Raw genomic sequence first — 12,057 nt, 5'->3', positions numbered from 1 at the left:
AAACCGATAGGCTGTGTGCATGTGGTGACGGACACTGTTCCTACCGACGGGATTGCCGGTCGGGACGGCCAGAATCACAAGGAAATACACGTCGTGCCTTGGAGTGTCGTGTTGAGGGCACTGGTGCTGGTCATGTGGATCGCTGGGGCGCATGCCGCCGAACCGATCGACATCAACCGCGCCGATGTCCAGGCGCTGCAGCAGGGATTGACGATGGTCGGAGCCGCCAAGGCCGAGGCGATCGTCGAGCACCGGCGCAGACACGGCCCGTTTCATCGCGTCGAGGACCTGACGCAGGTGAAGGGGATAGGGAAAGCAATCGTCGAACGGAATCGACAGCGGATCACCGTAGGCAACAGGTTGTTGCCGGCGGATCCGGTACCTGGATCGGTACCGGTGCGAACCGTACCGAGGCGCTGACAGCAGGAATCGTCGGAACCGGCAGGAGGCTGGTTCACCGGTCACGGACAGGAAGGCCTTGACCACCGACCGCCGCAGGACGCGGCACCAATCACCAGGATGGTGGCATCACAGACCTGTGGAAGGGGCTGAGATACAAACAGGACAGACGCGGCCGCGTGCAGGATGCAACGCTACCCCCACAGCGCAGGATGCGAGGGGGCAGCAGCAGGCCGACAAGGACGTAACGATTGCCCGGTACGACACATGGCTGTGTCGCCGGGCAGTTTCATTTCCGGCGCCTGGTTTTGCCGCGGCCACCACAGGCCGATGGTGTACGGTGGCCGCTCCGCATGGAAAGGACACCCGCTGGATGCTTCTGCACCGCCCCACCACCCTGATGCTCGCCCTTGCACTGGCGTTGCCGCTGCTGGCCCATGCCGCTGCGCCGGCGTCGGCTGCCAAACCTGCAGCTGCCGCAGCCAGCACCGCCGAAGTGCGCGGACCGACCGACCTGAAGCCGGGCGAGTACCTGTGGCATCCGGAAATCTCGCCGACCGGACCGATCGTGCTGGTGGTCAGCCTCGATGAACAGCGCGCCTACGTGTACCGCAACGGCATTGCCATCGGCCTGACCACGATCAGCTCGGGCAAGGCCGGGCACGAGACGCCAACGGGTGTGTTCACCATCCTGCAGAAGGACAAGGACCACAAGTCCAACCTCTACAACAGCGCGCCGATGCCGTACATGCAGCGGCTGACCTGGGACGGCATCGCCCTGCATGGCGGCAGCCTGCCCGGGCATCCGGCCTCGCACGGCTGCGTGCGGCTGCCGCAGGCTTTCGCGCAGAAGCTGTTCAGTGAAACCCAGCGCGGCGACACCGTGGTCGTGGCCGATGCCAAGAGCTCGCCGATGACCCTGGCCTATCCGTCGGTGCTGGCGCCGGTCAACGCGCGCGGCCAGGCCCTGCCGGAGACCGAGGGCGGGGCGCCGGCGCAGGCCTGGTGGAACGACAGCGCGGCGCCGGCGGGGCAGGTCGGCATCCTGGTCAGCCTGCACGACCAGCGCCTGTACGTGCTGCGCGATGGCGTGATGATCGGCGAGTCGCCACTGAAGGCCGACGCCCTGCCGGCCTTCCAGGGCACCACGCTGTTCGTGATGGGGCAGGGTTACAGCGACACACCCAGCCCGCTGGACGTGAACCAGCGCCTGCACCAGTGGACCGCCTATCCGCTGCTGGGCCAGGACCGCGCCCAAGCTACCCCGGACCTGCTGGCCACGCCTTCGCTGCCGATGGCGCTGCCGGTCGATTTCGCCCGCCAGCTGTACCAGGTGCTGGTGCCGGGCACGACCCTGCTGGTGACCTCGCTGCCGGCGGTCCGCCCAAGCCCGGCTGAATCCGGAATGCAGCCGGTCTTGGAATCCGAGCCGCCAGGGTCCACCCTCAAGGGCAACTGAGTCCCCCCTGCTGTGCCCATGACTGCATCCCGCCTGTGCCGGCTGGCCGCGTTCGGCCTGCTGGCGACCTCGGCCAGCGCCCCGGCGCTGGCACAGACGCCCGCCCTTGCCACCAGCGCCGATGATCTGGCTGCCTTGCTGTCGCGCAGTGCGCCCAAGGCCGACCGCCACGTGTTGCAGTTGGCGGCGCACGCCATGCGCTGTGCGCTGCAGCGGCCGGAGCTGGGCATCAATGGCGATCGCCTCAGCGTGATCGACTATTCGCGGCCGTCCACCGAGCCGCGCCTGTGGGTGTTCGACCTGGCCCACCAGCGCCTGCTGTTCGAGGAATGGGTGGCGCATGGCCGCAACAGCGGCGAGAACCGCACTGAGCACTTCTCGAACCGCGATGGCAGTTTCATGTCCAGCCTCGGCGCGTTCACCGCGCAGGAGACCTACATGGGCGGCAACGGCTATTCGCTGCGCCTGGCCGGGCTGGAACCGGGCTTCAACGACCGCGCGCGTGACCGAGCCATCGTCATCCATGGTGCGCCATACGTGAACCCGGCTACCGCGCAGCTGCAGGGGCGGCTGGGCCGCAGCCTGGGTTGCCCGGCGGTGCGGCTGTCGGTGGCCAAGCCGCTGATCGATGCGTTGCGTGGCGGCACGATGGTGTTTGCTTACTACCCCGACCAGGATTGGTTGAAACACTCGCAGCTGCTGGCCGGCGAGTGCGGTGGCCAGGGCACGCTCGCCACGCGGTGATGCACGACGGCGCGCGGCATGATGCAATGCGCGGATGAACATCGACTCCCTGCTGCACACTCCGAGCCAGGTGATCTCCAGCCTGGACTACCGCCGCGAACGTTGGCGGAATGGACTTGGCTGGACCCGCGAGATCCTGCGCCTGCCGGCGCAGGGCGATGACTGGGCGCTGCGCCTGTCGGTGGCCGAGATCGAGCAGGATGCCGCGTTCTCTGCCTTCCCCGGCGTGGAGCGTGAGCTGGTGCTGCTGCAGGGCAATGGTGTGCGTCTTCGCTTCGACGCTGGCCGTGTGGCCGAGGTGCTGCCACCGCACGGGCGCGTGCGTTTTGCCGGTGAGGAAGCGCTGCACGGCGAACTGATCGATGGCACCACCCACGACTTCAACCTGATGTGGAAGCGCGAGCTGCTGCAGGCCGAGCTGCTGCACCGGCCGCTGGTGGGCGCCATGTTCTTCTTCTGCGAACCGGGTGTGGCCTGGGCGCTGCATCTGCTGGCCGGGCAGGCGGAGTTTGGTGCCGACAGTGGCCTGCCGGCGCTGCAGGCGGGCGATACCGCGTGGTTGGCGGCCGGTGAGCGGCAACGGCATGCGCTGCAGGGAGGCGGCGAGTTGTTGGCGATACGGGTCAGCGCGGCAATGGCGGCATGACCGTGTAGAGCCGAGCCGTGCGTGAATGCGGCCACCGACACCGCGTCACGGTGCGAACCAAGGTTCGCACCCACCAGAAGGCGGCGACCTCAATACACATCGCGCCGGTAACGACTGGCCAGCAGCAGCGCTTCCTTGCCCGCGGCGCCCAGCACCTGCTCGATCACTGCATCCACCGCCGGGGCCATGCCCTGCAGGCTGCCGCAGACCAGGATCGTCGCGCCTTCATCGACCCACTGGCGAAGCGTTGCCGCTTCGGCCAGCAGCCGGTCCTGCACATAGCGATGCGCGTCGCCGTCGCGGCTGAACACTGCATCCAGCCGCGCCAGCCTGCCGTCGGCCAGCATCGCCTGCAGTTCTTCACCGAAGTGGAAGTCGTGCGCGGCGGTGCGCTCACCGAACAGCAGCCAGGTGCGCCGTGCACCATTGCGCGTGCGTTCGTGCAGGTGCGCGCGCAGGCCGGCGATGCCGGTGCCATTGCCGATCAGCAGCAGTGGAACGTCGGCGGCCACGCCGTGGAAATTGTCGTTGCGGCGCAGGCGCAGCTGCACCGCTTCTCCGATGGCTGCGTAGTCGCACAGCCAGCCGCTGCCGATGCCGGGCGTGCCATCGGCGCGCAGCTGGCGGCGCAGCAGCAGCTCGACCGCACCGTCGGTCATCACCGAGGCGATCGAGTACTCGCGATGCGGCAATGGCTGCAGGGTCGCCAGCAACGCAGGCAGGTCGCCCGGTGGAACCAGCGAGGGCAGGTGCGAGCGTGAGACACGGGCCAGCAGTGTCTGCCCGTCATCCAGCACGGTGTCCGCATCGAAGCCCTGCGCATCCAACCAGGTACGCGCGGTGTTGGCTGCGTGCTGCGGACCGATTTCGGCGATGTCGCCGGCCTGCCACTGCACGTCGACGCCAGCGGGAGGCTGCAGGCGCAACCAATACACGGGGCCGCCGGGGCTGCCTGGGTTCAGGTGCTCGCGTTGCAGCAGCGTCCACGGTTGGTACTCGGCCGGGCTCCAGTCCGGCAGTTCGCTGGCACCACCACCGAGTAGACCCAGCAACTGCTGCCAATGACGCAGCGCCGCCGGATCGGCGTTGTCGACTTCGATCGCGTCGAACAGCGGATGCGCGCCGTGCTGGCGCAGCCACTGGTCGAGCTGGTGGCCGAATCCGCAGAAGTGGCCATAGCTGCGATCACCCAGAGCCAGCACGCCGTAGTGCAGGTGCTGCAGCGGCGGCGGTATGGTCATCACCCCGCGCAGGAAGGGCAGGGCATGGTCGGGCGGGTCCCCTTCGCCGGAGGTACTGGCGATGAACAGCGCGCGCTGGCTGCTGGCCAGCAGCGCCGTGTCCACTTCGTGCAGGCCGCGCACGCGTACCGGCAGGCCGGCAGCGCGCAGGGCCTCGGCGCTTCGCTCGGCCAGCTCACGCGCGAAGCCGGTCTGGCTGGACCAGACCAGCAGGATCGGTGGGGTGTCTGCGGTTGCGGCATCGTCGCGCGGGCGCCCGCGCCACCACAGTGCCGCGCAGGCCAGCGCATACAGCACTGTGGCGAGCACCGCGATCTGCGACTGCCGCGCCGGTGGTGCGCCCCGCCACCACGCTTCGCCGAGATGCAGGCGCAGCAGCGCCCAGCCGATCACTGCCAGCAGGAGCAGAACCAGTGCGTTGCCGAGCCACGCGCGCGACGGACGGGTGCTCATGAGCCCTGCTCGTCGAGCAGGTGCTGGAAGGCGCTGCTGAGAAATTCCTGCGGGCCGTCTGCCGCACGCTGCAGGTAGCGCGCAGCCAGTCCTTCGCGCTCGGCCAGTGCCATGCCCGCGTCACGGCCGAGCACGGTCAGTGCCGTGGCCCAGGCATCGGCGTGCATGGCGTCGTCGGCCACCACGGTTACTGCCGCGGCTACCTGGCGCACCGGCATGCCGGTACGCGGGTCGAGACTGTGGCTGTAGGCCTCGCCATCGGCTTGGTACTGGTGCCAGCGATCGCCGGAGGTGGCCACCGCCTTGCCGTCCAGCGCCAGCACTCGTGGCGGGGTATCGGTGTACGCGTCTTCTTCGGGTGCGGACTCCACCAGCACCCGCCACGGCTGGCCGTCCGGCTTGCGGCCGTAGCCGGCCAGTTCGCCGCCGACTTCGATCAGCGCAGCAGAGATACCCTGTCCACGCAGCCAGGCAGCGACGTGATCGACGCCGAAGCCCTTGGCGATAGCAGAGAGATCCAGTTCCAGCCCGCCCGGTTGCAGCAGCGCATCGTCCTGCCACTGCAGGCGCTGCCAACCGCAGCGATCACGCGTGGCCTGCAGGGTAGCGTCGTCGGGCTGGCGGCGTTCACCGGCATGTGCACCGAAGCCCCACAGTGCAACCAGCGGACCGATGGTGGGATCGAAGGCGCCGCCACTGGCGGAAGCGATGGCCTGTGCGCAGGCCAGAACGTGGCGTGTTTCGGCCGGCAACGCGCACCATTGGCCGGCGTCGGCGCGGTTGTAGCGGCTGAGGTCTGAACCGGGTTCCCAGGTACTCATCTGCGCGACCACCTCATCCAGCCGCGCCTGGATGCCGGCATGCAGCGGATACAGGTCGCGCTGGCGCGACGCGACCAGCGACACGCTCCAGGTGGTGCCCATGGTGGTGCCACCGAGGCGGGCGATGTCGAGCAGGGGATCTGTCATGGTGGTGTGCTGCAGGCGCGATGCCGGGGCCTGCCCGGCATCGCGGTCCACGTCATTACTGCGGCAGCACTTCCAGCGTGGCGACATAGCTCAGGCGGCGCTTGGCGGCCTGCTTCACCGACGTCTTGTTGTCTTCGGTGCCGGTCTCCAGCCAGTACATGCCGGCTTCCGGCCAGGTCACCTTGATCTCGCCCTTGGCATCGCTGGTGACCTTCAGCTCGTCCTGCGCGTTGCGATAGCGGGTGCCGCCGCGCACGATCTCGAACTCCAGGCCTGCGGTCGGCTTGCCGTCGATCAGTACGCGGAAGGTGGCTTCCTCGCCGGCGAACAGATCGTTCGGGTGGCCGACGGTAACCAGCTCGATGCCGCGGTTGGTCGGCTTAAGCGCAGTGTCGTTTGGTGCGCCGTTGGTTACAAATGTTTCCACGCGGCCCACCGACTGGCTCACTTCCAGCTTCTTCGCGTCCTTGGGAAGTTCGCCGAAGGTGGCGGCGGTACCACGCCAGCGCTTGCGCTCGCCGTTCTGCTCGTAGGTGGCAAACAGGCCGTCATTGACCGACGCGATGCGGTAAGTGCCCTGCTGCTTCAGCTCGACATCGAACACGCTGCGGTACTTGCCGGTGGCGGCGTTCTGCGCCTGCACGGTGCTGCCGTCCGGCGCGGTGATCACCACCGACTCCAGGCGCAGCGGCACGTGATTGAAATAGAACAGGTCATTGGAGACCGCACCGTCGACGGTGATCCACGGCGCGTTGCCGGCGATCACGGTCTGCGAGGGCAGCAGCCAGGCCTTGTGGGCCAGGGCCGAGAACGGAAGGGCAGCGGCCAGAGCGGCGGCGAGGACGAGCGTGCGCTTCATGCGGAAGACTCCAGGGGTGGTGGTGGGGTCGGATCCCTTCCGCAGGAAGGGCTCTGACCCCGGTCAGGCGGTTAAGGTTTGACGGCGAGGGTGACCTGGCCCAGTTCGGTGGCGCCCTGCGCGCGGCCGTTCTGTGCGGCGGTGGCCGGCCAGGTGAAGGGGATCTTCAGCAGTTCACGGCCGCCGACTTCGCGCACCGCTTCCACCACCAGGGTGTAGTTGCCCGGGGCCAGCTGCTTCAGGGCCGGCTGCTTGTCGTTGAACGACAGCGCGTGCTTGCCGGCCGGGCGGGTCGGGCCGGTCACGCCGTCCACCGGCACCTGCAGGGTGCGGCCGCTCTTGCGCCACCACTGGCGCAGGTCGGGCAGCCACTTGGTGCCATGGCCTTCGCTGTTGCTGGTCTGCTGGTACCAGACCGACAGGTTGGCGGCGACCTTCTGGTCGGCGCCTTCCAGCCACACCGCCACATACGGGCGGTGGTACTCGGCCACGTTGAGCTTGGGCACTTCGACGTTGATGTCGAGGGTGGTGGCGTAAGCCGGCGAGGTGGCCAGCAGGCCACTGAGGGCGATGGTCAGGGTGACGCGCATGGGGCGGCTCCGGAAGAACGGATGGAAGTCACGGTGGAAGTCAGTGGATCAGCAGCAGGGCGATCAGAAGCGGGATCATCAAGCCCAGGCCGACCAGTGGCCAGGTCATGCGTCGCTGCCGCGCATGCAGGTGCAGCAGGAACAGGCCGGTGATGCAGAACACCAGGCAGGCCACGGCAAACAGGTCCAGGAACCAACCCCACGCCGGGCCGGCATTGCGGCCCTTGTGCAGGTCGTTGAGGTAGGACACCACGCCGCGCGACGTCGATTCGTACTCCACCGCGCCGGTCTCGCGATCGATGCTCAGCCAGGCGTCACCACCGGGGCGCGGCAATGACAGGTAGATCTCTTCGGCCGACCACTCGGCCGGACGCCCACCGATGGCGATGCCCAGCTGCGTGTCCAGCCATTGCCTGGCCGGGCGCGGAATCGGTGCGTTGCCGTCCTCGCGCGTGCCCAGCTGGCCCAGCAGATCAGCCGGCAGTTCCAGCTGCTGGTTCTGCACCTGCGGCTTGGCTTCGATCTTCGCCGCATGGTTGAGGGTCAGGCCGGTCACCGCGAACAGCAGCATGCCGATCAGGCACATCGCCGAGCTGATCCAGTGCCACTGGTGCAGCGTCCGCAGCCAGAAGCCACGGTTCTGTTGCTGCTGCACAGTGGAAGAGGCAGGACGGCTCACGGCACGGTTCGAGGCGGACGGGGACTGCCCATTACATCATTGATGAGAATAGCTCGCAATTGCGTGTCGTTCTGTATCCCACCGCCGGATCGACGGCGGGATACGGCAGATCCACACCATGCGTGGATGAAGTGGTGCCGACCAAGATCGGCACCCACCGGGGCAATGCCGGCCAGCGACCGGCACTACCGGTGCGCGGCGATCAGAACTTCGCGTTCAACGAAATCCAGTAGCTGCGGCGCTGGTCCTTGGTCGCGTAGTCGTCCACGCAGCTGAACTCGCTGGGATTGAGCAGCAGGCACGACTGTGAAACGAAGTCCTTGTCGAACAAATTGTTGACACGTGCGTTGACCGTCAGCCACGGCGTGGCCTTCCAGCTGCCGCCCAGGTGGAAGATCGTGTAGTCCTCGTAATAGCGCACGTGGCGGGTGCCGGCACTGTCGATGAGGGTGTCGCGATAGCGGTCGTAGCGGCCCTCGCCGATCAGCGACAGGCTGACCGCTTCGTTGATCTGCCAGTTGAGGCTGGCGTTGGCCATGTGCTTTGCCGGCGTGGTGCCCGAGATCGGGCGTCCCTTGTCGGGGCCGCTGGTCTGCTCGCTCTTGGTCCAGGTGTAGTTGCCGCGCAGCTGCAGGGTGTCGAGCAGGTCGACATGCGCGGCCAGTTCGGTACCGCGGGTCTCGGCCTTGTCGATGTTCACGCTCTGGGTGAAGGTGCTGTAGCCCAGCGCCGCCCAGCCCGGGCCGATGTCTACGCAGTAGCCACTGCCGGCGCGGGCCACTTCGCAGTTCGGGAAGGTGCCGCCGCTGGCGATTTTGTCCTCGAACTTGTTGAAGAAGCCGGTCACGTTGAAGCCCCAGCGCTGGCCTTCGTAGTAGGCGGCCAGCTCATAGTTGGTGCTGGTTTCAGGCTTCAGGTTAGGCGAGCCCACCAGCGGCAGCACGCCCTGGCCACCGAAGCCGGTGATGCCCGGGAACAGCTGGTCCGGACGCGGGGTCTTGTAGCCGGTGCTGACGCCACCCTTGAAGGTCCACGCGTCGCTGGCGTTCCATACCAGGTAGCCGCGCGGACTGACGTGGCTGCCGAACACGTTGTGGTCGTCATAGCGCAGGCCGAAGGTAGCGGTGAGGGTATCGGTCAGCGACCAGTTGTCCTCGGCGAACAGGGCCCACATGCGGTGCTTCTGCTTGGTGTTGCTGCGGTAACCGGCGCCATCCATGCCGAACACGCCGTCGATCATGTCGGTGTCGTTGTACTGGCCGCCAACGGTCAGCTTGTGCGCGCCGAAGTCGAGGTCGAGCATGGTGTCGAGCACGTAGCCTTCCAGTTCCATGGTGCGCAGCGGACGCGGCAGGAACGCCTGCAGCCGTGCCATTTCACTTGGATTGAGGGCAGTCAGCGCATTGCCGCGGCCAGCCGCACAATTGTTGGCGGCACCGGTGCGGCGGCAGACGTCATTCCACAGCGTCTGCAGGTTGGCGCGTTCGTCCAGGGTCAGCGGCAGCGAACGGCCCAGGTTGCTGCTCTTGCTGTGGGTCAGCGAGGTCTGCCAGGTACCGAAGCTGTAGCGGCCCTGGTGGGTCAGCGACAACTGGTCGCGCTCGTAGCGCTGGTAGGCGGTGTAGCCCACACGCGGCTGCACCACGCGGCGGGTGACGGTGCCGCTGCCGTTCGGGTTGGGGATGACTGCGTTGCCGACGCGCCACAGGCTGGCCAGGCTGTCCAGCGTGCCGGTCTGGCCCTCGCTGTTGTCATACTTCTGCCGCGACACGTCGTAGTCCAGCCACAGTTCGTGATCGTCGTTGACGCGGAAGTCCAGGCGTACGCCGGTGTTCCAGTTGGTGTTGGCCACCGACTTGCCACCGCCGCCGAAGCCAATGCTGCGCTCCCAGAGGCTGCCGTCCGGCAGGGTCAGTGCATCCCACTCCGGATTGGAGGCCTTGGCGTCGTAGTAGCTGCCGCGCACCGCCAGGCTCAGGCGGTCCTTCAGCAGCGGGCCACTAAGGTACAGGTCGGTGGTGCGTGCATCACCGAACTGGTCATCCTGTTGCACGGTGAAGCCCTGGGTCACCGCGCCGTGCCAGCTGTCCTGGTTGCGCCGGGTGATGATGTTGATGACGCCACCCATCGCATCCGAGCCGTACAGCGTGGACATCGGGCCGCGCACGACTTCGATGCGTTCGATCGCGTCCAGCGGCGGCAGGTAGGCGAACTGGCCGCCACCGAAGTTGTTCGGATACAGCTGGCCGACATTGCTCTGGCGACGGCCGTCGATCAGCACCAGGGTGTACTCGGACGGCAGGCCGCGCATGGAAATGGTGGCGCGACCGTTCTTGTCGCTGGCTTCCAGGCCGACGTCGATGCCTTCGACGTCGCGCAGCGCGTCGACCAGGTTGGTGTACGGGCGCTTGCTGAGTTCTTCGCGGCTGACCACGCTGATGCTGGCCGGTGCATCGACCACCTTCTGCTCGAAGCCGGAGGCGGTGACCACCACCTTGTCCAGCGTCTGTGGCGCGCCGGAAGCGTCACCGTGGGCAAGGGCAGGGGTGGCCATGGCCGCCAGCACGGCGCTGGTCAGCAGGGTACGGGACAGGGACGAACGGACACGATGGCGCTGGGCCATGGCAGTAACCTCGAAGGATGCAGGGTGGTGCGACGCCGTGCGCGAAGGGCGCGGCAGGCACGGAAGGCCCGGTCAGGGGCGGCAGGGATGAAGCAGGCAGCGGCGTGCAGGCGCGACCGCGCGGGCGGTCACGTCGGGCCGTGGATCAGGCGAGCGGCGGCGCCTGGCCGCGTTGCTGGCGACGCCCGGGCGCATCGGCCCAGGGCGTGTCCGGAGCGGCCAGTGGCCAGTCCAGGCGCACGCCGGGCATGGCCGGCGTGGCGGGTACGAGTTCCAGCTCAGTGCGCAGCCAGTGGCTGGCCAGCAGCAACGGCGGGCGTGCCTTCTCGGCTGATTTCACCGGAGCGGCAGCACAACGGCGCAGCTTGGCCGGTGCCTCTTCCTGCAGCGGCGCTTCGCCACCGCGCTCTTCCAGCGGCATCTGCACGGCCATTCCGGCCTGGCCGTGTGGCAGCAGCGGCAGGGTGCCCAGCAGCAAGGCCAGCATCGCCACCCACGCCAGCAGGCTGGCCAGCGCGGGACGCTGGCCGCGCATGGCGGTGCCCATCTTGCGATGGATGAGTGGACGAGGGCGAAGCGGGCGCAGCAAGCGGGGGTCCCCAAGGGTCTGCCGGCAGCGGCCGGCATCAACGGGGCGTGATTGTAATGAGAGCTGTTAGCCGTTGCAAATGAGAATGATTGCCAAAATGTCGCAGGCCGCCCCGACGGGGCTCAGACTTCGCTCCAGCGCCGCAGCAGGTTGTGGTACACGCCGGTCAGCTGCAGCACCGCCTCGGCGTCGCCGCCGGTCTGCCGCAGGCGTTCGATCGAGCCATCCATTTCCCACAGCAGGCGCCGCTGCACGTCGTCGCGGATCATGCTCTGCACCCAGAAGAACGAGGCCATGCGCGCGCCGCCGGTGACCGGCCGCACCTGGTGCAGGCTGCTGGACGGATACACGATCAGGTCGCCGGCCGGCAGCTTTACCTCGTGTTCGCCGTAGGTATCGCTGATGATCAGCTCGCCGCCCTCGTACTCCTCGGGCGCGGACAGGAACAGGGTGCAGGAGATGTCCGAGCGCAGTTGCTCACCGTTGGCCAGGTTCATCACCGCACCATCGACATGGAAGCCATAGGTGCCGCCCCCGCTGTAGCGGTTGAAGCGCGGCGGCAGGTACTTCAGCGGCAGCGCGGCGCTGAAGAACAGCGGGTGCCGGGCCAACGCGACGAGGATGATCTCGCCCAGTTCGCGGCGCAGCGGCGAGGCCTCGGGCAGCTGCTGGTTGTGCTTGGCCTGCGCGCCCAGATGGCCAACGGTCTCGCGGCCATCGGTCCAGTCGGCGGCGTCGAGGCGGCGCCGGAAGTCGGCGACCTGGTCGGCGCTGAGAATGTCGGGGATGTGCAGCAGCATGCGGGAC

The 12,057-nt window shown here is 67.7% G+C and carries 12 protein-coding genes; 4 read left to right on the top strand and 8 right to left on the bottom strand.

Features of this window, described 5'->3' with window-relative positions; translation table 11 throughout:
- Window positions 1-93 precede the first annotated feature (93 nt).
- From AC07M7_RS02305 to AC07M7_RS02290, 4 genes are all read left to right on the top strand, one after another.
- The gene (locus AC07M7_RS02305) at window positions 94-420 is read left to right on the top strand and encodes a ComEA family DNA-binding protein (RefSeq protein WP_253079414.1); all 327 of its coding nucleotides are present in this window, start codon (window positions 94-96) and stop codon (window positions 418-420) included.
- A 352-nt stretch (window positions 421-772) separates the two neighbouring features.
- Complete coding sequence (locus AC07M7_RS02300; protein WP_495206652.1) at window positions 773-1,858, top strand: L,D-transpeptidase; 1,086 nt, start codon at window positions 773-775, stop codon at window positions 1,856-1,858.
- An 18-nt stretch (window positions 1,859-1,876) separates the two neighbouring features.
- Window positions 1,877-2,602 carry a murein L,D-transpeptidase catalytic domain family protein gene (locus AC07M7_RS02295; RefSeq protein ID WP_012510304.1) on the top strand — a complete coding sequence of 242 codons (726 nt, stop codon included), beginning with the start codon at window positions 1,877-1,879 and terminating at the stop codon, window positions 2,600-2,602.
- 34 nt (window positions 2,603-2,636) lie between these two features.
- The gene (locus AC07M7_RS02290; protein ID WP_295377295.1) at window positions 2,637-3,248 is read left to right on the top strand and encodes a HutD/Ves family protein; all 612 of its coding nucleotides are present in this window, start codon (window positions 2,637-2,639) and stop codon (window positions 3,246-3,248) included.
- Window positions 3,249-3,337: 89 nt separating this feature from the next.
- Here AC07M7_RS02290 and AC07M7_RS02285 read toward each other — a convergent pair whose 3' ends face one another.
- From AC07M7_RS02285 to AC07M7_RS02250, 8 genes are all read right to left on the bottom strand, one after another.
- The gene (locus tag AC07M7_RS02285; RefSeq protein ID WP_495206651.1) at window positions 3,338-4,942 is read right to left on the bottom strand and encodes a sulfite reductase subunit alpha; all 1,605 of its coding nucleotides are present in this window, start codon (window positions 4,940-4,942) and stop codon (window positions 3,338-3,340) included.
- Window positions 4,939-5,910, bottom strand: coding sequence for an FAD:protein FMN transferase (locus AC07M7_RS02280; RefSeq protein WP_495206650.1), 972 nt, complete (start codon window positions 5,908-5,910; stop codon window positions 4,939-4,941). Before AC07M7_RS02280 ends, AC07M7_RS02285 begins: the two co-directional genes overlap by 4 nt.
- A gap of 55 nt (window positions 5,911-5,965) precedes the next feature.
- Complete coding sequence (locus AC07M7_RS02275; RefSeq protein WP_447780937.1) at window positions 5,966-6,769, bottom strand: DUF4198 domain-containing protein; 804 nt, start codon at window positions 6,767-6,769, stop codon at window positions 5,966-5,968.
- A gap of 71 nt (window positions 6,770-6,840) precedes the next feature.
- Complete coding sequence (locus AC07M7_RS02270) at window positions 6,841-7,359, bottom strand: DUF2271 domain-containing protein (RefSeq protein ID WP_032975835.1); 519 nt, start codon at window positions 7,357-7,359, stop codon at window positions 6,841-6,843.
- 40 nt (window positions 7,360-7,399) lie between these two features.
- Complete coding sequence (locus AC07M7_RS02265) at window positions 7,400-8,038, bottom strand: PepSY-associated TM helix domain-containing protein (RefSeq protein WP_495206649.1); 639 nt, start codon at window positions 8,036-8,038, stop codon at window positions 7,400-7,402.
- A gap of 202 nt (window positions 8,039-8,240) precedes the next feature.
- Window positions 8,241-10,661: a TonB-dependent receptor domain-containing protein gene (locus AC07M7_RS02260; protein ID WP_136638372.1), complete on the bottom strand. Its 2,421-nt coding sequence runs from the start codon at window positions 10,659-10,661 to the stop codon at window positions 8,241-8,243.
- A 145-nt stretch (window positions 10,662-10,806) separates the two neighbouring features.
- Window positions 10,807-11,208: a hypothetical protein gene (locus AC07M7_RS02255; RefSeq protein WP_136638373.1), complete on the bottom strand. Its 402-nt coding sequence runs from the start codon at window positions 11,206-11,208 to the stop codon at window positions 10,807-10,809.
- A gap of 164 nt (window positions 11,209-11,372) precedes the next feature.
- Entirely contained in the window at window positions 11,373-12,050 is a 678-nt protein-coding gene (locus AC07M7_RS02250; RefSeq protein WP_046987134.1) for a Fe2+-dependent dioxygenase, read from the bottom strand.
- Window positions 12,051-12,057: the final 7 nt, after the last annotated feature.

It is taken from the genome of Stenotrophomonas sp. GW821-FHT09E08 (assembly GCF_059416125.1).
Note: the sequence above shows the minus strand (reverse complement) of the source record. Positions and strands in the feature narration are given on the sequence as shown.